The following is a 20,428-nucleotide window of genomic DNA, read 5'->3' as shown; positions in this document are numbered from 1 at the left end:
CAAAGGGCCACCGTCCATTGTCTCGCGCCCGCGCAAGTGGGCCGAAGCGTCCCGCCCGCCCGCCGGGACCCGGACCCCGCCGGATCCGCGACCGCCGGGCTCAGGACCGCAGGGCCACCCGGTGTTCCGCCAGGTGCGACAGCACCGAATGATTGGCCTCCCAGCCATCCGGAAACTTCACGGTCACCCCCAGTTGCACGGGCTCGGTCGACGGGTGGTCGTCCAGCAACTCCGTGATTCCTTCCCGGCAGATCACGATGCACGCGTGCCGGTGCCGGGAAGCGAGGACGCACAGACGTCCGGTCTCCAGATGGAAGGCCGTGGCGTCGGGCCGCCCCGACAGCGGGTGCAGGACCACCGTGACGTCGAACTCCCGTCCCTGGAGCCGGTTCGCCGTGTCCACCGTGACGTCCGTGACACCGAGACCCGCGAGGGCCGCCCGTACGGCCGCGGCCTGGTCGCGGTGCGCCGTGCCCACCGCGATCCGCTCGGCCGTCAGCGGCACCGGGTCCTGCGCCCGCTCCGAGGTGGCCGCGCCGCCCCGGTCGAGCAGCCGCCGTACGACCCCGGCCACCGCGTGCACCGCCTCCGGGTCCGTGCGCGGGGTGTGCCGGGCCGGCAGCTCCAGCAGACCCCAACCGGACTCCGCCGCCTCGTCGATGACCCGGTCGGTGCCCGAACCGTCCGACGGGACACCGAAGTTCAGCCGCCGGTCGCCGTGACCGGTGCCGCTGCGGAACGGCGTGTACGGGTAGAAGGCGTCCGAGACCAGGGGCGCGGCCGACGCGGGCAGCCGCCAGGACACCGGCAGCCGGTGCTGCGGCAACCGGGGATTGTGCGCGAGCAGGGTGGACACCGCGGACGCGGACGGGTCGTACGACAGTCCCGCCCACTGCTCCGCGCCGACGATCGAGAACGGGTCCAACTGGCCGGGGTCGCCCACGAACAGCGCCCGCTCGAAGAGCCCGGCCACCGCGAGGAGCGCGTCCGAGCGCATCTGGTACGCCTCGTCGACGATCGCGTGCCGCCAGGGCTCGACGCCCTTGACGTGGGCCCACTTCGCCGCCGTCGAGACGACGACGTCCAGGCCCGCGAGGTCCGCCGCCTTCGTGGACTTGCGGACCTGGTCCAGGCCGTCGAGCGCCTTGTCGTACGGGTCGGAGTCGCTGCTGTGCAGCCGGCCCACGGGCAGGTCCGGCTCCTTCTCCGCGAGCCGCAGCACCAGATCGTCGACCTGGGCGTTCGTCTGCGCGACCACCATCAACGGGCGTCCCGCGGCCGCGAGTTCGAGAGCGGCCCGGACGACGAGGGTCGACTTGCCGGCCCCCGGCGGGGAGTCCACCACGACACCCCGGTCGCTGCCGTGCAGGGTGTCGCGCAGGATCGCGTCGGTGGCGCGGGCGGCCTCGGCACCCGGGTCGAACACGGCGGTCACAGGACGTCCTCCTCGGTCACCGGGTCCGGCAGCGGCAGGGCGCCGGGCTCACCGGGCGGCCCTCCGTGCGTCCACGGCGTCTCCTCCGGGTCGGGCAGCTTGGCGCCGCCGCGCTGCTCGTGCTCGAAGAGGGTGAAGCAGACGAGATCCCCCTTCTCCGGCACGGAACCCGCCTCGGGCTCCTTGCCGCGCCCCATCTTGTCGACGATCCGCAGCACCAGGGCCGCGCCCTCGTCGTCGTACCCCACGAACTCCGCGGCCTGCGGTTTCCCGCCCAGCGAGCGGTACACCCTGGCCCGTTCCCCCAGGTGCGGGCGGTCGTCCGTGCGGACGGTCACCAGCGGCCGGGGACTCGGCCGCTTGCCCTCGCCGTAGGCCATCACGACCTCGGTGACCTCTCCGGCGAACGCCTCCCCGGCGAGTCGCCGGCCCGCCATGACCAGCGGGTCGTCGAGGGCCTCCTGCGCCTCCAGCCGGGCCTGCTCCCGCTCGCGCGTGGCCAGCTTGTTCGCGGCGGTGACCGCGTCGTCGTGGCGCGGCTGCGGCGGCTCGCCCGCCACGACCCGGTCGCGGTGTCCGGTGAACGACCAGCGGTCGCGGGTCCAGCGGTCGGCGGCGTGCGCCCCTTCCGGCAGGGCCCGCAGCAGGTCCAGGCCGCGCCAGACCGCGTCCCAGGTGGGACGGGTGACGCTCGCGACCAGTTCGCGGATCGTCCGCTCCGCGGCGGTGAGTTCACCGAGCCGGTCGTCCGCCTCGACGCCGTCCTCGGCGGCGGCCAGCGCGGTCCGCGCGCGGTCGTAGCGTTCGATCGCGGGGGCCAGCAGGTCGTTGTCGAAGGCGGGGTCGGTGGCCGGTCCCGCGGGCGGGCACACGAGCTGGCCGCGCGCGTCGCGCTGGAGCTCGGCCCGCACCGCGGCCTCGGCGCCCGGCTCGCCGTCCGGCGGATCGAGCCAGGCGAGCAGCGCCCCGAGATGCTGGTCCTCCAGGCTGCTCTGCCCGGTGGCCCAGTGCCGGGACAGCACGTCGGTCAGGGCCAGGAGCAGGGCGGAGCCCGGCACCCGGGCACGCTCCCCGAAGTGGGTCAGCCAGCGCCCGGCCAACGGCACCCGGGGAGGCGCCGGATGCGGGGTCTCGGGGTCCTGCTCGGCGGTGCGCCGAAAACGGGTGGAGCGCCCGAGGAGACGGATGAACTCGATGCCGGCCCGGCCCGGCACGACGATCTGCGGCGCGTCCGCGCACAGTTCGACCTCGACCTTGACGCGCTTGCCGGTCTCCGGGTCCGTCTCGCTGCGCTCGGCCGCCTCGACCACGTCCGCGAAGGTGTCGATGTACGGCAGGACGACGTCGGCCAGTTCGGCGAGGAAGGCGAAGCGCAGGTCGCGGTCGCGGGGCTGCGGCACGACCAGCAGCCGGGGCGCGTCCCGGTCGGTGCCGACGAGGGCGCCGAGCGGGGCCCCCGCCTCGCCCGCGGTGGTCAGCGGCACGAACACCAGGGGCCGTTCGGCGAGATGGCGGTGGAGCACGGTGGCGGCGGGCTGCGCCCGGCCGCTCTGGACGGCCTCCAGCCGCGCGAGGGCGGTGATCAGTGACATACGCCCGCCTCCCGGCCGTCGGCCACACCGGGGGCGGGCACGGTGGGCACCCCGGCGGGGCCGGTCGCCGGGCCCTTCCGGACCGCGGGGCCCTCCGGCGCGCCGGTCCGGGACGCGGCCGTGCCGTGCAGGGCCTCCGCGCGCAGCGCCGCCGCCCTTCGGAGGGCCGCGACGGCGGGATCCCCGGGATCGCCCGCCTTTCCGTGCGCCGCGGCCAGGACGTCGGGGACGGTCGTCAGACCGCCCAGCTCCGCGCGCAGCGAGCGGCCGAGCGAGGTCACCGCGCCCTCGGCGCGCGACCGGGCCCGGCAGTGGAAGGCCAGTTCGCAGGCGGACAGGCACTCGGGGGCGTAGGTCGCGGGGACCGCCTCGACGGCCGTGATCAGTTCCTCGGCGGGAAGGCCGGGGGAGAAGCAGGTGCCCTCGGGGAGGGCGGCCGCGATGTCCTCGACGCGGGTGAGGCGGGCGAGCTGGCGGCGGGTGACCGCGCGCTGCTTGCGCACGTCGACGGCGGAGGCGGCCGGGAGGTTGGAGAAGTCCTTCGGGCAGACCAGCAGGACCCGGTGATGGACCTCGGGAGCGGGGTCGAGGCGGGCCGCGACCTCCTCCAGGGCCAGGACGTACACCGCGGACTGCCGGGCGGCGGCGCCCACCTTGGCCGGGTCGGCCGAGCCGTCGAGCATCGGGAAGGACTTGATCTCGACGACCGTCCAGTCCCCGTCCGGATGCACGACCACCGCGTCCGGCTCCAGGAAGGCCGGGGAGCCCGCGACGTCTAGGGCGAGCATCGGGTGGTCGAGCAGGGTCCAGACGCCGGCCCCGGCGGCCTCGCGCAGCGCCAGTTCCGTACGGGCCGTGCGTCCCTCGGGGCCGATCGCGCTCAGGTCGGGCACGGCACCGGCGCCGGGCGGCTCGGCGCCCGGGTCCAGCCTCTCGTGCACCAGCCGCAGCAGCTCGGCGCCGCCGTCGGCCTTGACCCGCGCCTCGAACGCGTTGCCCCGCATGAAGGCGAACTGGGACATCCCGAACGCGGACGGCGCGCCGAGCGCACCGGCCAGCTTCGCCTTGTCCACACCCACGCCGTCCAGCAGGGCGCGCCGGTCGCACCCCGGGTTGGCGGCGAGCGCCGCGAGGGCGCGCGCGTCCAGCGCCTTCGGCGCGATGTCGGGACCGCGCAGCTCAGCGAGCTGCTGTCGCAGCGCTGTCGTCCGCGTCCGTGGCGGCGGAACCCGGCTCGGCTCCCGGCCCGGGTCGGGACTCGCGCTGTCGGGGAATTCGTTCACCCGGGGAAGTCTGGCACCCCGCACTGACAATCGCGGAACCCTCGCCCCCCGAGGCACCCCCGCCCCACGGGACGACGGCCGCCAGCAGCGTCCGCACCCGGTCCGCCGCCCGCATCACGAAGGGGGTCAGCAGAAGACCGGCCCCCATCACCGCGACACCCGCGACGGCGTCCAGGAAGTAGTGGTTGGCCGTGCCCATCACGACGATCGTGGTGAACAGCGGATAGACGACGGCGGCGACCTTCGCGGCGGGCGTACGGCCGTGGCGCCACAGCATCACTCCGCACCACAGCGCCCAGCCCACGTGCAGGCTCGGCATCGCCGCGTACTGGTTCGTCATCCCGCCCATGCCGCGCGGCGCGCTCGCCTCGCCGCCCCACCAGCCGTAGCTGCTGTACTGGGCCATCGTGTCGACGAAGCCGTGCTCGGGCGACAGCAGCCGGGGCGGGCAGGTCGGCAGCAGGGTGAAGCCGATCAGGCCGATGAACGTGGAGGTCCACAGCCAGGTGCGGGCCGCGCGGTAGCGCACGGACCGGGAGCGGAACAGCCATATCAGGATCGCCGGGGTCACCAGGTAGTGCAGCGAGGCGTACCAGAAGTCGGCGGGCACGCCGAGCCAGGCCTCCCGCGTGAACAGCCGGTTCAGCGGATGTTCGGCGTTGAGGTGGAGGGCCTTCTCGACGCGCAGGATCTCCAGGCCGTGGTCTATCGCGCCGGAGGCGTCGCCCCGGGCGAGCAGCCGGCCCGCGGTGTACGCCGCGTACACGAGCAGGATCAGCGGGACCTCGGTCCACCAGCGCAGACGCGCCTGCGACGCGGCGGACGCGCGCAGCTCGGCCCATCGGCCCGGCCGGACGCGCGGTGCCGCTTCGGTACGCGGTGCATCGGTCTGCGGCATCCGATCGCCCTCCCCCATCTGCTCGTGTCCATCTGCTGTGGTGACCGGCGGTCGGTGGCCACCCGGGGATTTTACGGTGTGCGCGAATGCCCCGAAGGGGCGCCCCGGATGTCAAAGACGCGGAGATCGCCCTCCGGGTTGCCCGCAACGGCGGTGCGCGATGATGGAGTGACCCACTCCTCAGTCGTCCACGGGTGAGCAGCGTCTCATCCGTGCCGCCCGCCCCGGAAAGGCTCCTCGTCATGGCACCGCGCATCCTGCTGGCCCGGCACGGACAGACCGAATGGTCACTGTCCGGAAAGCACACCGGCAGGACCGACATCCCGCTCCTGGAGGAGGGACGGCGCGGAGCCAAGCTGCTGGGCGAGCGGCTGCACCGGTCGCCGCTGGACTCGCTGCCCGCCGCCGAGGTGCGTACCAGCCCGCTCGCGCGCGCGAGCGAGACGTGCGAACTCGCCGGTTTCGGGGAGCGGGCGACGACCTGGGACGCGCTCCTCGAGTGGGACTACGGCGCCTACGAGGGCATGACCCCCGCCGAGATCCAGGACGTCCGTCCCGGCTGGTTCATCTGGCGCGACGGTGTCCCCGAGGGGGAGACCCTGGAGCAGGTCACCGCGCGCGCGGACGAGGTCGTCGCGTGGGCCCGCTCCGCGGACCGCGATGTGCTGATCTTCGCCCACGGCCACATCCTGCGGTCCATAGGCGCCCGCTGGCTGGGTCTTCCCCTGGACTTCGCGGCCCGCATCCGCCTCAACCCGACCTCGCTGTCGGTGCTCGGCTGGGCCTACGGGGAGCCCGCGATCGAGGTCTGGAACGACTGCGGACACCTGAGCGCCTGACCGGCGCGGGCGGTGGTCCTCACGCGATGCGCGGCAGGCTCGCGTGGCGGTCGAGGAACGCCGAGACACCCGAGGCCCTGCGGTGCGGGAGCAGCACGCGGGCCGTTCCCGCCAGCATGGTCTGGATGCGGGAGGACTGCACCTCGTTCAGCAGGTCCAGGACGCGCAGGCCGGCGGCGGCGGCCTCGTCGGGGCGGCCGCCGCGGGCGAGGTCGTCGGCGAGTTCCGCGGTGTAGAGGGCGATGTTGCGGGTGAAGTGCGGGTCCTGCAGGTGGGCGGCGCGGCGTGCGTGGCGGGCGGCCCGGGGCCAGTCGCCCAGCGTCGACCAGCACTGCGCCTCCAGGCCCTCCAGCTCGGCCTCCCCGTAGAAGGTCATCCACTCGGGGTCGGTCTCCGAGGGGCCGCGTTCGTACAGGGCCTGCGCGCGGGCCATCGCCTGCTCGCATCCCCGGCGGTCGGCGAGTCCGGCCCAGCCGCCCGCCTCGCGCAGGGCGAGCAGGGACAGCAGCCGGGAGGAGCCCAGGGGGCGTGCGGCGCGCTGGGCCGCCTGGGCCGCGCGCACGGCCTCGCGCGGGCGCCCCGCGTCGCGGGCGAGGAACGCCGTGTTGCAGAAGGCGTGGGCCTCCAGGCCCGCGTCGCCCGCCATCCGGGCGGTGGCGAGGGCTTCCGCGTAGTGGGAACGGGCGTCGTCGAAGCGTCCGGAGTCGTGCGCCAGCCAGCCGACCGAGATGGCCAGTTCGCCGGCTCCGGAGTACAGCCGGTCGGCGATCCTCTGCCGGGTGGTGCCCGCGTCGAGCAGTTCGTACGCGGTGCGCAGGGGAGCCGCGGCGCGTCGGTAGAGACCGTCGGCCCCGTGTCTGTCGTCGAGCAGCCGGATCCGGCGGACGGCCTCCTCGAGGGCGCCCGCCTCGGACGTACCGGCCCGGTGGACGCGTCGTTCCGCGGCCGCGGCGCTGCCGCCGAAGGGTCCCAGTGAGGCCGCCGCCACGGTGGCGGTGCCTCCGGTCATGAATGCGCGACGCTGCACGTCGCTCTCCTCGTGGTTCTGATCGCGTTTCTCGTACGGGCCGTACGGATCCCACAAGGGGTGGGGGCCGTACGGATCGTGCGGGTGGTGCGGATCGTGCGGGCTGTCCGTGTGGTGCGCGGTGTGCGGGCCGTACGGGGCCGGGGCGTGGAGCTGACCCGGCATCTCATACGTCTCGTGCGCCCCGTCCGTCTCATAAGGGGCGTGTGGAGGGTTCGTGGAGTGCGCGAGGGGGGATTCCCCCGTGTCGCGCGCCCCGCGCCCGCGTACCCATGAGCGGGGCGTGAAACCGAGGTCCGTCAGCGTGCGGCCGGGAAACATGTGCAGGAACACCCGCTCGTACGCGTAGTTGGGACAGCGGATCTCGCCCGCCTCGACGCGCCCGATGTAGCGCGCGTCGCAGCTCACCCGCTCGCCGATCTCGCGTGCGGCCCTCCGTACCAGCGCGGCGAACTCGCCCGGGGAGCGCTGGCCGCGCAACCGCCGGAAAGCGAGATTCGGCCGTGGTGGCCGGGGGGACGGGGACGAGGTCACCGATGACGACGTCATGGCCGGGCCCTCTCTTACGAACCGTCGAACCACGCCGGATCCGGGGCTGAGTTGACCTGGTTGCACCCAGAAGGTGCCCTGGTTCCGGCGGGGCAAGAACGTACCTGTTGTGACAACGCCGCCACGCTGGGTTTGGCTACAAACCGGATATCTCATCCACGATCTGCCATGAACTGCCATCCTTTGTGGCGGAGTTTCGCCGTAGCCGTTGACGTCCCGGCGCGTTGAACCGGGTGGACCGGGAGCCGCCCGAACTCCCGACCCACTCGTCATGAGGAGGGGTTCCGTTGGAGGCCGGGATGCAGATCACGCAGAGCACCGATTTCCGTACGCCGCCGTCGACCGCGCGGCACGCGCCGTCCCCGGAGTGCGGCGCGCCGCCGCGGCCCGCCGCCGGGTGCGACCTGGTGACCGTCCCGGCCCGTCAGGGGCTGGAGGCGGTCGACATCCTGCGCCGCGGCGCGGCCGACCTCGTGGGGCCCGTCCTGCACGACGACGGCTGCGACACCCTCGGCTTCCTGGTGCCGCCCGGCACCGCCGACGCCTGGGACGTGCCCGGCAGCACCTGTACGCAGACCGACGGCCGGGGCCTGAGAGCGGCCCCCGAGCCCCCGGTCGAGGGCTCGGACTGGCTGCTCCCGCCCGGTGAGGCGGACCTCGCGACCGATCCGGCGGTGCTGCGGGCCGCGCTGGGCGAGGCCGCCCGGCTGATCGAGGCGGCGGACGGCTGCCGGTGAGCGGCGGCACCCCGGTGACCGGTCGCTGAGCCGACCCGCCGCCGCGCCCCGATAATGGCCAGATGGCAAGGGCGAGGAAACAGCGGGCGGACGACGGCCGCGACACCGGGCGGGGCGGACGACGCGGGCAGGGCGCCGCCGAGGCGGTCGTCGAACCCGTCGACGGGGGGCTCGCCGAACTGCTGCCCGACCGGGACCGGGCACGCGCCTGGACCCTGCTGATCGACGGAGCCCCGCAGTCCCACGTCGACCTGGACGACCCCTCGTACCTGAGCTTCGAGTACCAGCGCCGGCTCGGCCACGTCATCGACCTCGTCGCCCCGCCCGGCAGACCCGTGCAGGTCGTCCACCTCGGCGGCGGCGCCCTCAGCCTGGCCCGCTACACCGCCGCCACCCGCCCCCGGTCCACCCAGCAGGTCGTCGAACGCGACGCGGCCCTCGTCCAACTCGTCCGCCGTGAACTGCCGCTGGACCCGAACGCCCGGATCCGGGTGCGGTCCGTGGACGCGCGGGAAGGTCTCGCCAAGGTGCCCGACGGCTGGGCGGACCTGGTCATCGCCGACGTGTTCAGCGGCGCCCGCACCCCGGCCCATCTGACGTCGGCCGAGTTCGTCACGGAGGTCCGCCGGACCGTGAAGGACACCGGAATCTACGCCGCGAACCTCGCCGACGGACCCCCGCTCGCCCACCTCCGCGGGCAGATCGCCACCGTCGCCTCCGTCTTCCCCGAGCTCGCCCTGGTCGCCGACCCGACGGTCCTGCGCGGCAAGCGCTTCGGGAACGCCGTCCTCGTCGCCTCCGGCCGGCCGCTGCCCATCGCGGAACTGACCCGGCGCGCCGCCTCCGACCCGCATCCCGCCCGGGTCGAACACGGCAGGGAACTCCTGGACTTCACCGGGGGCGCGGCGCCGGTCACGGACGCGGTGGCGGTCGCGTCCCCCGCCCCGCCGCCTTCCGTGTTCCGCTGACCCGGCGTCAGCGGGGCCGGGACCCGGCAGTTGACCGGCGTCGGCGGAGCCGGGCGCGGGCAGGACAGGCATCGGCGAGGCCGGACGCCGACAAGGCCCGCCGCGCGTACGCCCGTTCGCCCCGGAGGCCGGTTCAGTACGTCCCGATGTCCACGTGCGGTGGCCCGTCGTGCCAGTCGCAGAACACCGACACCCGGTCGGCGCCCGAGGAGAACTCCACGCGGATCCACGTCTCGGTCTTCCACACCTGCATCGACCAGCCGGTGTTCGGCGTCGCGGACACCAGCGTCCCGTACGTGGCGGTGATGTCGAAGACCACCCGCCCGCCGTCGGAGTCGTAGCTCTTGACCTGCCCGGAGGGGGACGGAGACGCGGCCGGAGCCGACGGCGCCGGTGACGGACCGCCGCTCGCCGAGGGGGACTTCGAGGGCGCCGCGCTCGGCTTCGAGCTCGCGGACGGCCTGCTCGCGGCGCTCTTCGACGGCTCGGCCCGCCGGGTCGAGGACGCCAGGGGCTTCGTCTCCTCGGCCGTCGCGCCCGCCACCGTGATGGGCAGGGCGCGCGGCGGGTCGTAGGCCGTGCCCGTCATGACGGTGTGGACACCCCACCAGGACAGCGTGACCGCCGCGCCCGTGGCGAGCGACCACGCGAGTACGTGTACGAGTCCTCTGCGCATCGCCGCCATACTGCACCACGAGCACCACGGGTGTCTCACGGCCCCGGAAGGATCCGGAATGTCCCCGGGGGAGCGGTCCGGGATTGTCCACAAGTGCCTGGCGGGCGTTGTCCACAGGCCCGGACGGCCGTCCCCGGATGGCGTACGGTGCCGCCCATGGCAAGTGTGCTCGTTGTCGAGGACGATCAGTTCGTCCGCTCGGCGCTCATCCGGCATCTGACCGAGGCCGCGCACATCGTGCGCAGCGTCGGCACCGCCCTGGAGGCGCTGCGCGAGGTCGCCCATTTCTCCTTCGACGTCGTGATCCTCGATCTCGGACTGCCCGATCTGGACGGGTCCGAGGCGCTGAAGATGCTGCGCGGGATCACCGACGTCCCGGTGATCATCGCCACCGCGCGGGACGACGAGACGGAGATCGTCCGCCTGCTGAACGCCGGGGCGGACGACTATCTGACCAAGCCGTTCTCGGTCGAGCACCTGTCCGCGCGCATGGCGGCGGTGCTGCGCCGCTCGCGCACCACCGTGGGCGAGGCCCCCGTGTCGACGGTCATCCGCGTCGGCGGGCTCGCCATCGACCCGCTGCGCCGCCAGGCGGAACTGGACGGCGTACGACTCGACCTCACCAGGCGCGAGTTCGACCTGCTCGCCTTCCTCGCCGGGCGCCCCGGGGTGGTCGTGCCGCGCAAGGAACTGCTCGCCGAGGTGTGGCAGCAGGCCTACGGAGACGACCAGACCATAGACGTCCATCTCTCGTGGCTGCGCCGGAAACTGGGGGAGACGGCGGCACGCCCGCGCTATCTGCACACCCTGCGCGGAGTCGGCGTGAAGCTGGAGCCCCCGAGAGCGGAGCGGCCGCTGTGAGGTGGGCACTCGTCAAGGTGTGCGTGGCCGTCACGACGATGGTCGTCGTCGCGTTCGCGGTCCCGCTCGGCCTGGTGATCAAGGAGATGGCGCGCGACCGGGCCTTCTCGAACGCCGAGCGGCAGGCCGCGGCCATCGCGCCCGCGCTCTCCATCACCACCGACCGGGACGAGCTGGAGCGCGTCGTCGCCTCGGCCGGCTCGGACGCGCAGATGGCCGTGCACATCCCCGCCGACGACGGCAAGGCGGCCGTCGAGATCGGCGAACAGCGCGCCGCGGGCAAGGACGTCGCCATGACCCGGCGGCTGGGCCGGGCCTCCACCGCCGACGTGCCCGGCGGCTCCGCGCTGCTCCAGCCCGTCGCGCTCAGCTCCGGCATCGCGGTCATCGAGGTGTACGTCCCCGAGGCCGAGGTCAGCAACGGCGTCGGCACGGCCTGGGCGGTCCTCGCCGCGGTCGGTGTCGCCCTGATCATCGGCTCCGTCGCGGTCGCCGACCGGCTGGGCGTGCGGATGGTGCAGCCCGCGCAGCGCCTCGCCGAGAGCGCGCACGAACTGGGCGAGGGCAAGCTGGGCTCCCGCGTGCCCGAGGAGGGGCCGACCGAACTGCGGCAGGCCGCCGTCGCGTTCAACTCCATGGCCGACCAGGTCGTCCAACTGCTCGCCAACGAGCGGGAGCTCGCCGCCGACCTCTCGCACCGCCTGCGGACACCGCTGACCGTGCTCCGCCTCAACGCCGCCTCGCTCGGCGACGGACCGGCCGCGGACCAGACCCGGGCCGCCGTCGAGCAGCTCGAACGCGAGGTCGACACGATCATCAGGACGGCCCGGGAGGCCAAGCCGCAGACCGCGGCGATCGGTGCCGGAGCCGGGTGCGACGCCTCCGAAGTCGTGCGTGAGCGCATGGACTTCTGGTCGGCGCTCGCCGAGGACGAGGGACGCAAGGTCCGGGTGGCCGGTGTGGACCGGCCGTGCCGCATACCCGTGGCCCGCGCCGACCTCGCCGCCGCGCTCGACGCCCTCCTCGGCAACGTCTTCCGCCACACCCCCGAGGGCACGGCCTTCGCGGTCGACGTGCACAACGCCGAGGACGCCGTGATCGTGCTGGTCTCGGACGCGGGCGCGGGAATCGTGGACCCGGAGGCGGCGATGGCCCGCGGCCGGGGTTCGGGCAACGACGGGTCGACGGGCCTCGGCCTCGACATCGTGCGACGCCTCGCCGAATCGACGGGCGGGGACGTACGGATCGGCTCCTCCGTGCTCGGCGGGACCGAGGTACGCATCTGGATCCAGCTCGACGGCAGGGCGCCCCTCCGCACCGGCCACCGGGGCACGGTGCGCCGCCGCAGACGCAACGCGGGCGTGCGCTGAGCCTGCCGCCGGGCGCACGGCAAACCGCCCCCATTGGTCTCGACCTTTAACTGCTTCCGATGCCTTCCTTAAGCGGACCCTAAGATCCTCAACCGCCGTCCGGATCACGCGGTTTGACCGATTCCGGATCGCTAGCGTGATGCCCGCACCCCCTGGGACGACCCCAGCGATCCCCCCGTGATTCCGCGAAGGCAGGCACACGCGATGAGCAGTACGCACCGGCGCAAGGTCAGTGGCAGGAACAAGGCGATAGGCGGCGTCGTCGCGGCGGCCGTGGTCGGCGGCGGCGCCTTCCTGTTCACCGGAGTCGCGAACGCCTCCAGCGTCGGCGCCGCGTACACCAGGACCAGCGAGTGGTCCACGGGCTACACCGCGCAGTACGTCGTCTCCAACGACACCGGCCAGCGCAAGCCGGACTGGAAGCTGGAGTTCGACCTGCCCTCGGGCTCCAAGCTCAGCTCGCTGTGGGACGCGACCTCGTCGGTGAGCGGACAGCACGTCACCGTGACCCCGCCGTCCTGGGACAAGGACGGCCTGGCGGCCGGCGAGTCCGTCACCGTCGGCTTCGTCGTGAACGGCACCGCGAACCCGACGGGCTGTGTCATCGACGGCACCAAGTGCTCGGTGGACGGGGCGACGCCCGAGCCGAGCGGCCGTCCGACGCAGACCGCGACTGCCACGGCCACGCCCACCCCGACCGCGAGCGCGACCCAGAGCGCGACCCCGAAGCCGACGGCCACCGCCACCGCCACCCCCACGCAGACCTCGGGCAGCGGCAACACGACGACCGCCGGCTTCGCGCCCTACGTCGACACCTCCCTGTACCCGGCGTTCGACCTGCTGAAGGCGGCCGACTCCACCGGCGTGAAGAACTACAACCTCGCCTTCATCACCGACGGCGGCGGCTGCACGCCGAAGTGGGGCGGCGTGAGCGACCTCGCCGGCGACGGGGTGGCCGCGCAGATCGGCGCGCTGCGCGCCAAGGGCGGCGACGTCCGGGTCTCCTTCGGCGGGGCCTCCGGCTCGGAGCTGGCCACCACCTGCTCCTCCGCCGACGCGCTGGCGGCGGCGTACGGCAAGGCCGTGGACGCCTACAAGCTGACGAAGGTCGACTTCGACATCGAGGGCGGCGCGCTGCCCAACACCACCGCCAACACCAACCGCGCGAAGGCCATCGCCAAGCTGCAGCAGCAGCACCCGGACCTGGACGTCTCCTTCACCCTGCCGGTCCTGCCCCAGGGCCTCACCCAGGACGGCGTCAACCTGCTCGCCGACGCCAAGTCCAACGGCGTGAAGATCAGCGCCGTCAACATCATGGCGATGGACTACGGCCCGGCCTTCAGCGGTGACATGGGCGACCTCGCCGAGCAGGCCGCCACGGCCACCCAGGCGCAGATCAAGAGCGTCCTCGGCCTCTCCGACAGCACCGCGTGGAAGACGGTCGCCATCACCCCGATGATCGGCGTCAACGACGTGTCCTCGGAGATCTTCAAGGTCGACGACGCCTCGCAGCTCGTGACCTTCGCGAAGTCCAAGGGCATCGGCTGGCTCTCGATGTGGTCCGCCACCCGTGACAAGCAGTGCGCCGGCGGTGCCAAGAACACCGCGGACGCGGTCTGCAGCTCCATCGTCCAGAGCGACGGCGCCTTCTCCAAGGCCTTCGCCGCTCTCAAGTAGCCATCGCGAGAACGGGGGTTGCGCGCCCCGGCCGGACCTCTCCACCCCCCACCCGGCCGGGGCGTCGTAGCGGGACATGAAAGGCGGGGCCGCATCCGGAGGACTTCCGGGTGCGGCCCCGCCTTTCGCACTCCCACCGGTCCCCCCGGGACACGGGCCGGGGCGCGGCACCCCCCTCGGGTGTCGCGCCCCGTTTCCCCCGTGTCCCCGGGCGCCGGCCTACTCGGCGGGCGCCACCGGAGCCAGCGTTCCCGTGCGGGCCGCCTGGCTGTACCAGTGGGCGCTCGACTTCGGGGTGCGCTTCTGGGTCGCGTAGTCGACGTACACCGCTCCGAAGCGCTTCTCGTAGCCGTAGGCCCACTCGAAGTTGTCCAGCAGGGACCACAGGTAGTAGCCGCGGACGTCCGCCCCGTCCTCGATCGCGCGGTGCACGGCGGACAGGTGGCCGTGCAGGTAGGCGACGCGCTCGGGGTCGTGGACGCGGCCGTCCGGGTCCGGCTTGTCGTCGTAGGCCGCGCCGTTCTCCGTGATGTACAGGGGCAGACCCGGTGCCTCACGGGTGTACCGCATGATCAGCTCGTGCAGTCCCTGCGGCTCGATCGTCCAGCCCATCTCGGTGCGCTCGCCGGGCGTCTGGTGGAACGCGACGTCGTCCGCGCCCGGCCAGGGGGAGTGCGCGCTGGAGCCGTGGCCGTCCGCGCGCGGACCGTCCGAGACGGCCGTGGCGGCCGAGACCAGGGTCGGCGTGTAGTAGTTGAGGCCGAGGGCGTCCAGCGGCTGGTGGATCAGCGCGAGGTCGCCGTCCTGGACGTAGGACCAGTCGGTGATCGACCGGGTCGCCGTGAGCAGGGTCTCCGGGTAGGCGCCGTGCAGCATCGGACCGTGGAAGACGCCGTTGGCGAGATCGTCGATGCGCTGGACCGCGGCCAGGTCCGCCGGGTCCTGCGAGAGCGGCCGGATCGGGCAGGAGTTGAGGCTCACCGCGACCGAGTTGCGGGAGGGCATCACGGAACGCAGCGCCGAGGTGCCGAGCCCGTGCGCGAGGTTCAGATGGTGGGCCGCGCGCAGCGCCGCCGCCGGGTCCGTCCGGCCGGGGGCGTGCACACCGGAGCCGTAGCCCAGGAAGGCGCTGCACCAGGGCTCGTTCAGCGTGATCCACTGCTCGACACGGTCGCCCAGCGCCTCGCCCACGATCTGCGCGTACTCCGCGAAGCGCAGCGCGGTCTCGCGCTCGGGCCAGCCGCCGGCGTCCTCCAGCTCCTGCGGCAGGTCCCAGTGGTAGAGGGTGATCGCCGGCTTGATGCCCTTCGACAGCAGCTCGTCGACCAGACGCCGGTAGAAGTCCAGTCCGCGCTGGACCGCGGGGCCCCGGCCGGTGGGCTGCACCCGCGACCAGGAGACGGAGAAGCGGTACGCGCCGAGGCCGAGGTCCGCCATCAGGGCCACGTCGTCGCGGTAGCGGTGATAGTGGTCGACAGCGATGTCACCGTGCTCGCCGCCGGCCGTCTTGCCAGGTGTATGGCTGAAGGTGTCCCAGATCGACGGCGTTCGGCCGTCTTCCCGCACCGCGCCCTCGATCTGGTAGGCGGAGGTCGCCGCACCCCAGAGGAAGGCCGGAGGAAACGTCACGGGTGTTGCGGACTCAGGCATGGAAGCGCTCCCAAGGGGGTCGTGAAGACCGACGAGTTGGAGGGGGGAGGTGAGGCGGGGCTGAGGGGCCGAGGCGGCGATGACCCGGCCCCCGAAAGGGGCGGTCAGCCCTTGATCGCGCCCTGCATGATCCCGCCCACGATCTGCTTGCCGAACAGGAGGAAGGCGATGAGCAGCGGCAGGGTGCCGAGCAGCGCGCCCGCCATGATGACGGCCTGGTCGGGGATGTAGCCGGTGCCCAGCGCGTTGAGGGCGACCTGGACCGTCGGCTCCTGCTGGTTCAGGGCGATGATCGGCCACAGGAAGTCGTTCCAGGCCATCACGAACGTCAGCAGGCCGAGCACCGCCATCGCCGGGCGGGCCGCCGGGAAGACGACGTGCCACACCACGCGCAGACTGTTCGCGCCGTCCACCCGTGCCGCCTCGATGAGTTCGGAGGGCAGGGCCTGCACCAGGTACTGGCGCATGAAGAACGTGCCGAAGGCGCTCACCAGGGTCGGCAGGATGACCGTCTGGAGCTGGTTGGACCAGCCCAGATTGCTCATCCACAGGTACAGCGGTACGACGGCGAGCTGCGGCGGGATCATCATCGTGCCGATGGTCAGCAGCAGCAGGAGTCCGGAGAACTTGAACCGCAGTTTGGCGAAGGCGAACCCGGCGAGCGTGGAGAACACGACCGTGCCGATGGTGATGGTCCCGGCGACGATCGTGGAGTTGATCATCGCGGTGCCGAGCCCGGCCTGGTCCCAGGCGGCCTCCAGGTTCTTGAACAGGTTCCCGCCGAACCACAGCGGTGGCGGCGACTGCGCCAGCCGCGTGTTGTTGCGCGAGGCGGCGATGGCCGTCCAGACCAGCGGAGCGAGCGAGACCAGCGCGAACACGGTCAGGACGACATAGGTGACCGGACCCGCGTGGAGCTGCTTGCCCGCGCCGAGCACCCGGCGGCGTCCGGGCTCGCGCTTGTCCGGGACCGGCTTCGCGTCCTCCGCCGTGACAGTCAGTTCAGTCGTGGTCATTGGGTTTTCCTCAGCCGTCGGGTGATCAGCAGGTTGATCGCGGCGATGATCAGCAGGATCAGGAACATCGTCCATGCGATCGCCGAGGCCTTGCCGAGGTTGCCGATGCCCCAGCCCTGGTCGTACATGTAGAGGCCGAGCGTCTGGTACTGGTGCGCGGAGCCGCCCTTGGAGCCGCTGACCCCGCCGAACAGGAGGGGTTCGCCGAAGAGCTGGGTCGCGCCGATCGTGGAGACGACCACCGTGAACAGGATCGTCGGCCGCAGCATGGGGATCGTCACGTGGCGGAACTGCTGCCAGCGGCCGGCGCCGTCGAGGGCGGCCGACTCGTACAGATCCGTGGGGATCGCCTGCATGGCCGCGAGGTAGATCAGCGCGTTGTAGCCGGTCCAGCGCCAGATCACGATCGAGGAGACGGCGAACTGGGAACCCCAGTCGGACTCGCGCCAGTTGATCGGGTGGACCCCGACGAAGTGGAGCAGCCAGTTCACCATGCCGCCGTCCCACGAGTACAGCAGCGTGAAGACGAGCGTCGCCGCCGCCACCGAGGTGGCGTACGGGGTGAGCATCACGACCCGCCACACGGTCGAGCCGCGCAGCCGGTAGTTGAGCAGATGGGCGATCCCGAGCGCCATCACCAGCTGCGGCACCGTGGAGATCACGCCGATGGAGAAGGTGTTCTCCAGGGCGTTCCAGAAGAACTCCGAGGACAGCAGATTCTTGTAGTTGTCCAGACCCGCCCAGGTCTGGTGGTCGAGCCCGGAGAGCTGCACATTGTGCAGCGAGTACCACGCCGTGTAGAGCAGCGGTACGAGCCCGAAGGCTCCGAAGATGATGAAGAAGGGGGCGATGAATGCGTACGGCGACGCCTTCATGTCCCAGCGGTACAGCCGGCTGCGCCAGGAACCCGGGTCCTGCGGCGGCTTACCGCGACCCTGAGCGCCCCGGGCCGCGCCCGGCTGAGAGCCGGGCGCGGCGTCGGCGCTCGTCGCGGGGTGCGCGAGAGCCTGCTTGGAGCTGGTCACTGGCCGAGCACGTCCTTGATCTCAGCCTTTGCCGCGTCCCAGCCCTGGGCCGGGGTCTTGCCCTTCTGCTCGACCTGGAGGATGCCGACGTCCGTGATCGCGGTGCCGATCGGCTGGTCCTTGGTGCCGAAGTACTGGACCGGGATGGTCTTCGCCGAGTCGCCGAAGATCTGCGTGATCGGCGCGTTGGAGAAGTACTCCGTGGTGGCGGCGGCCGGCGTCAGGTTCGAGTAGGCCGACGGGGTCGACGGGAAGCTCGCCTGCTTGGCGAAGACCTTCGCCTGCTGCTCGGGGGCGGTCAGCCACTTCGCCAGCGCGATGGCCTCCTTCTGGTGCTTGCCGGCCACCGGGACACCGATGAACGAACCGCCCCAGTTGGCCGCGGTCGGCGCGGCCGCCACGTCCCACTTGCCCTTGCCCGCGTCACCGGACTTCTCCTGGATGTAGCCCATCATCCAGGCGGGGCAGGCCACGGTCGCGAACGAGCCCTTGGCGAAGCCCTGGTCCCACGTCGGGTCGAACTGCTTGAGCTTCGCCGACATGTTGCTGGTCGCCACGGTCATGGCGGCGTTCCAGGACTTCTTCACACCGGTGGACTTGTCCCAGATGACGTTGCCGTCCTTGTCGTAGTACCGCTGGCTCTCTCCGCCGAGGGCCGCGTTGTACACCGAGGAGGCGGAGTCCACGAACTTGGTGCCGCTCGGCGCCTTCTTCATGTAGTCCTTGCCGAGCGCGACGTACTTCGCCCAGTCGCCCTTCCACTGCTCCGCGAGCTTCGTGCGGTCGGTCTCCAGACCGGCCTTCTCGAAGAGGTCCTTGCGGTAGCAGATCGCCATCGGGCCGATGTCGGTGCCGAGCGCGATGGTCTTGCCGTCCTTGGTGGTGGCCTGGGAGAGCTTCCAGTCCAGCCACTGCGACTTGTCGACCTCCTTGCCGAGGTCGACGAACTTGTCGGCCTGGGTCTGGACGGCCTCGGTGATGTTGCCGACCTCGATCGCCTGGATGTCGTCGGTCCCGGAGCCGGCCTGCAGACGCGTCAGCGTCTTGGGCCAGTAGACGTCGGTACGGGTGGTGACGTTCTCCTTGATGGAGATCTCGGGGTGGAGCTTCGTGTACTCGTCGTAGAGGCCGGCCTGCTTGTATCCGAAGACGCCGAAGGTCCCTATGGTCAGGGTCGTCTTGCCCTTGCCGCTACCACCGTTGTTGTCCGACGAGCCGTTGTCCGGGTCGCTGGAACAGCCGGCCAGCAGTCCCGTAGCCAGCGCGGCGACGACCGCGATGGCCCCCAGCCTGCGGGACCGGCGGGTACTCGTGCGCATTGCGTCCTCCTGTTGCCTGACGTGCCGACCCCCCGGCCAACTGCATTGGTGGCGCCCGTTGTTTCTCGCTGCGGCTCGGGCGGGGAACGTGCGGGATGTGTATGTGTCAGGTACTGTGGGAGCGCTCCCACAGGTGATGTGTTGAAGAGTCGTCGGTTCCGGCGGGGGTGTCAAGGGTGAGGGCGCGGAGAGATGCGTTCAGTTATCGGCCTGTTAGCTGAAGATGTCATTCCGCCACATGGCCGGAAGCGTCTCATGCCGCGTCCGGCGCTCCCGGGGCGGCCACCCGTGAGGGGACGCCTCCCTGGGCTGCGGCCCAGCGACGCGGGTCCCGTCGTACGGGGCTGTTACATTCCAGGCCAGGTTGGTGTCGACGGGAGGCGGAAGCCATGGCAGTCCACGGAGCGCGGGGCCGCAGTGGCGGGCGGCCGACCCTCGAAGAGGTGGCCGCGCGCGCGGGAGTGGGCCGTGGCACGGTCTCCCGGGTGATCAACGGCTCCCCGCGGGTCAGCGACGCCACCCGGGCCGCGGTCGAGGCGGCGGTGGCCGAGCTCGGCTATGTCCCGAACACGGCGGCGCGCGCCCTCGCGGCCAACCGCACGGACGCCATCGCCCTGGTCGTCCCCGAGCCGGAGACGCGCTTCTTCGCGGAACCGTACTTCTCGGACATGCTGCGCGGCGTCGGCGCCGAACTCTCCGAGACCGAGATGCAGTTGCTGCTGATATTCGCGGGCAGCGACCGGGAGCGGGAGCGCCTGGCGCAGTATCTGGCGGCCCACCGCGTGGACGGCGTCCTGCTGGTCTCGGTGCACGCCGACGATCCGCTGCCCGATCTGCTCTCCCAGCTCGAGATCCCGGCCGTGATCAGCGGCCGGCGCTCGGCGGAGGAGACGCTTCCGTCGGTGGACTCCGACAACTACGGCGGCGGGCGCGCGGCCGTGGAGCATCTCGTCTCCCGGGGGCGCGGCAGGATCGGCCACCTCGCCGGCCGCATGGACGTCTACGGCGCCCAGCGGCGCGTCGACGGCTACCGCCAGGGTCTGCGGGACGCGGGCCGTGAGGTGGACGAGCGGCTGATCGTCCCCGGTGACTTCACCGAGGAGGGCGGCCGGCGTGCCATGACCCTGCTCCTCGAACGCTTCCCCGACCTCGACGCGGTGTTCGCCGGGTCCGACGTCATGGCGGCGGGCGCCCGCCAGGTGCTGCGCGAGAGCGGCCGGCGCATCCCGGACGACGTGGCGCTCATCGGCTACGACGACTCCGCCATAGCCCGTCACATGGATCCGCCCCTGACCAGCGTCCGCCAGCCCATCGAGGAGATGGGCCGGGCCATGATCGACCTCCTCCTCGGCGAGATCGCGGACCGCCGCCCGGTGGCCTCCCGCGGACTGGAGAAGCGCCAGCTCGTCCTGCCCGCGGAACTGGTGGTGCGGGCCTCGTCCTGAAGCCGGCGCGCGGCGTCCGGCGTCCCCGGTCCGGCCGGGGTGGCACCCTCCCGGCGGGGCG

General features: G+C 72.4%; 17 protein-coding genes. 7 read left to right on the top strand and 10 right to left on the bottom strand.

Annotated features, from left to right (window positions below; translation table 11 throughout):
• Positions 1-100 precede the first annotated feature (100 nt).
• From ACFRIC_RS25880 to ACFRIC_RS25865, 4 genes are read right to left on the bottom strand one after another with little or no spacing between them, the layout of a single operon-like run.
• A complete protein-coding gene (locus tag ACFRIC_RS25880) occupies positions 101-1,435 on the bottom strand; it encodes an AAA family ATPase (protein WP_382789961.1) in 1,335 nt (444 codons plus the stop codon).
• Positions 1,432-3,027, bottom strand: a complete 1,596-nt coding sequence (locus ACFRIC_RS25875; RefSeq protein ID WP_382789959.1) for a hypothetical protein — start codon at positions 3,025-3,027, stop codon at positions 1,432-1,434. Before ACFRIC_RS25875 ends, ACFRIC_RS25880 begins: the two co-directional genes overlap by 4 nt.
• The gene (locus ACFRIC_RS25870; RefSeq protein ID WP_382789957.1) at positions 3,018-4,310 is read right to left on the bottom strand and encodes a hypothetical protein; all 1,293 of its coding nucleotides are present in this window, start codon (positions 4,308-4,310) and stop codon (positions 3,018-3,020) included. The genes ACFRIC_RS25875 and ACFRIC_RS25870 overlap by 10 nt, the downstream gene beginning before the upstream one ends.
• Entirely contained in the window at positions 4,207-5,208 is a 1,002-nt protein-coding gene (locus tag ACFRIC_RS25865) for a phosphatase PAP2 family protein (RefSeq protein WP_382789954.1), read from the bottom strand. Before ACFRIC_RS25865 ends, ACFRIC_RS25870 begins: the two co-directional genes overlap by 104 nt.
• Positions 5,209-5,450: 242 nt before the next feature.
• On the opposite strand from ACFRIC_RS25865, the gene ACFRIC_RS25860 reads away from it, so the two are divergent.
• Positions 5,451-6,047: a histidine phosphatase family protein gene (locus ACFRIC_RS25860; protein WP_382789951.1), complete on the top strand. Its 597-nt coding sequence runs from the start codon at positions 5,451-5,453 to the stop codon at positions 6,045-6,047.
• A gap of 19 nt (positions 6,048-6,066) precedes the next feature.
• Here the strand turns inward: ACFRIC_RS25860 and ACFRIC_RS25855 are convergent, their stop codons facing one another.
• Positions 6,067-7,623 (bottom strand): hypothetical protein, encoded by a 1,557-nt coding sequence (locus ACFRIC_RS25855; protein ID WP_382789949.1) that lies wholly within the window; start codon positions 7,621-7,623, stop codon positions 6,067-6,069.
• Between the two features lie 299 nt (positions 7,624-7,922).
• Here ACFRIC_RS25855 and ACFRIC_RS25850 point away from each other — a divergent pair, with 299 nt between their 5' ends.
• Entirely contained in the window at positions 7,923-8,360 is a 438-nt protein-coding gene (locus ACFRIC_RS25850) for a hypothetical protein (RefSeq protein ID WP_382789946.1), read from the top strand.
• A gap of 62 nt (positions 8,361-8,422) precedes the next feature.
• A complete protein-coding gene (locus ACFRIC_RS25845; RefSeq protein ID WP_382789943.1) occupies positions 8,423-9,328 on the top strand; it encodes a spermidine synthase in 906 nt (301 codons plus the stop codon).
• A 133-nt stretch (positions 9,329-9,461) separates the two neighbouring features.
• On the opposite strand, the gene ACFRIC_RS25840 is transcribed toward ACFRIC_RS25845, so the two are convergent.
• The gene (locus tag ACFRIC_RS25840) at positions 9,462-10,004 is read right to left on the bottom strand and encodes a hypothetical protein (RefSeq protein WP_382789940.1); all 543 of its coding nucleotides are present in this window, start codon (positions 10,002-10,004) and stop codon (positions 9,462-9,464) included.
• Positions 10,005-10,160: 156 nt separating this feature from the next.
• Here ACFRIC_RS25840 and ACFRIC_RS25835 point away from each other — a divergent pair, with 156 nt between their 5' ends.
• The 3 genes from ACFRIC_RS25835 to ACFRIC_RS25825 all read left to right on the top strand — a co-directional run bounded on the left by ACFRIC_RS25835 (position 10,161) and on the right by ACFRIC_RS25825 (position 13,912).
• Entirely contained in the window at positions 10,161-10,865 is a 705-nt protein-coding gene (locus ACFRIC_RS25835) for a response regulator transcription factor (protein WP_355770372.1), read from the top strand.
• A complete protein-coding gene (locus ACFRIC_RS25830; protein ID WP_382789937.1) occupies positions 10,862-12,235 on the top strand; it encodes an ATP-binding protein in 1,374 nt (457 codons plus the stop codon). Before ACFRIC_RS25835 ends, ACFRIC_RS25830 begins: the two co-directional genes overlap by 4 nt.
• Positions 12,236-12,439: 204 nt before the next feature.
• Positions 12,440-13,912 (top strand): cellulose binding domain-containing protein, encoded by a 1,473-nt coding sequence (locus tag ACFRIC_RS25825; RefSeq protein ID WP_382789934.1) that lies wholly within the window; start codon positions 12,440-12,442, stop codon positions 13,910-13,912.
• A 219-nt stretch (positions 13,913-14,131) separates the two neighbouring features.
• Here the strand turns inward: ACFRIC_RS25825 and ACFRIC_RS25820 are convergent, their stop codons facing one another.
• From ACFRIC_RS25820 to ACFRIC_RS25805, 4 genes are all read right to left on the bottom strand, one after another.
• Positions 14,132-15,562 carry a GH1 family beta-glucosidase gene (locus tag ACFRIC_RS25820; RefSeq protein WP_382789932.1) on the bottom strand — a complete coding sequence of 477 codons (1,431 nt, stop codon included), beginning with the start codon at positions 15,560-15,562 and terminating at the stop codon, positions 14,132-14,134.
• Positions 15,563-15,666: 104 nt separating this feature from the next.
• On the bottom strand, positions 15,667-16,578 hold the full coding sequence (locus ACFRIC_RS25815) for a carbohydrate ABC transporter permease (protein WP_382789929.1): 912 nt from the start codon (positions 16,576-16,578) through the stop codon (positions 15,667-15,669).
• Complete coding sequence (locus tag ACFRIC_RS25810) at positions 16,575-17,603, bottom strand: carbohydrate ABC transporter permease (RefSeq protein WP_382789926.1); 1,029 nt, start codon at positions 17,601-17,603, stop codon at positions 16,575-16,577. The genes ACFRIC_RS25815 and ACFRIC_RS25810 overlap by 4 nt, the downstream gene beginning before the upstream one ends.
• Entirely contained in the window at positions 17,600-18,922 is a 1,323-nt protein-coding gene (locus ACFRIC_RS25805) for an ABC transporter substrate-binding protein (protein WP_382789923.1), read from the bottom strand. The genes ACFRIC_RS25810 and ACFRIC_RS25805 overlap by 4 nt, the downstream gene beginning before the upstream one ends.
• 389 nt (positions 18,923-19,311) lie before the next feature.
• Here ACFRIC_RS25805 and ACFRIC_RS25800 point away from each other — a divergent pair, with 389 nt between their 5' ends.
• A complete protein-coding gene (locus ACFRIC_RS25800; protein ID WP_382789920.1) occupies positions 19,312-20,367 on the top strand; it encodes a LacI family DNA-binding transcriptional regulator in 1,056 nt (351 codons plus the stop codon).
• Positions 20,368-20,428: the final 61 nt, after the last annotated feature.

It is taken from the genome of Streptomyces sp. NPDC056738 (assembly GCF_042790435.1).
Lineage (GTDB): Bacteria > Actinomycetota > Actinomycetes > Streptomycetales > Streptomycetaceae > Streptomyces.
Note: the sequence above shows the minus strand (reverse complement) of the source record. Positions and strands in the feature narration are given on the sequence as shown.

Excerpts from the sequence above, each read along its gene's own strand:
- ACFRIC_RS25875 (WP_382789959.1), bottom strand. The coding sequence starts at position 3,027 with ATGTCACTGATCACCGCCCTCGCGCGGCTGGAGGCCGTCCAGAGCGGC.
- ACFRIC_RS25865 (WP_382789954.1), bottom strand. The coding sequence starts at position 5,208 with ATGCCGCAGACCGATGCACCGCGTACCGAAGCGGCACCGCGCGTCCGG.
- ACFRIC_RS25860 (WP_382789951.1), top strand. The coding sequence starts at position 5,451 with ATGGCACCGCGCATCCTGCTGGCCCGGCACGGACAGACCGAATGGTCA.
- ACFRIC_RS25855 (WP_382789949.1), bottom strand. The coding sequence starts at position 7,623 with ATGACGTCGTCATCGGTGACCTCGTCCCCGTCCCCCCGGCCACCACGG.
- ACFRIC_RS25850 (WP_382789946.1), top strand. The coding sequence starts at position 7,923 with ATGCAGATCACGCAGAGCACCGATTTCCGTACGCCGCCGTCGACCGCG.
- ACFRIC_RS25845 (WP_382789943.1), top strand. The coding sequence starts at position 8,423 with ATGGCAAGGGCGAGGAAACAGCGGGCGGACGACGGCCGCGACACCGGG.
- ACFRIC_RS25840 (WP_382789940.1), bottom strand. The coding sequence starts at position 10,004 with ATGCGCAGAGGACTCGTACACGTACTCGCGTGGTCGCTCGCCACGGGC.
- ACFRIC_RS25835 (WP_355770372.1), top strand. The coding sequence starts at position 10,161 with ATGGCAAGTGTGCTCGTTGTCGAGGACGATCAGTTCGTCCGCTCGGCG.
- ACFRIC_RS25825 (WP_382789934.1), top strand. The coding sequence starts at position 12,440 with ATGAGCAGTACGCACCGGCGCAAGGTCAGTGGCAGGAACAAGGCGATA.
- ACFRIC_RS25820 (WP_382789932.1), bottom strand. The coding sequence starts at position 15,562 with ATGCCTGAGTCCGCAACACCCGTGACGTTTCCTCCGGCCTTCCTCTGG.
- ACFRIC_RS25815 (WP_382789929.1), bottom strand. The coding sequence starts at position 16,578 with ATGACCACGACTGAACTGACTGTCACGGCGGAGGACGCGAAGCCGGTC.
- ACFRIC_RS25805 (WP_382789923.1), bottom strand. The coding sequence starts at position 18,922 with ATGCGCACGAGTACCCGCCGGTCCCGCAGGCTGGGGGCCATCGCGGTC.
- ACFRIC_RS25800 (WP_382789920.1), top strand. The coding sequence starts at position 19,312 with ATGGCAGTCCACGGAGCGCGGGGCCGCAGTGGCGGGCGGCCGACCCTC.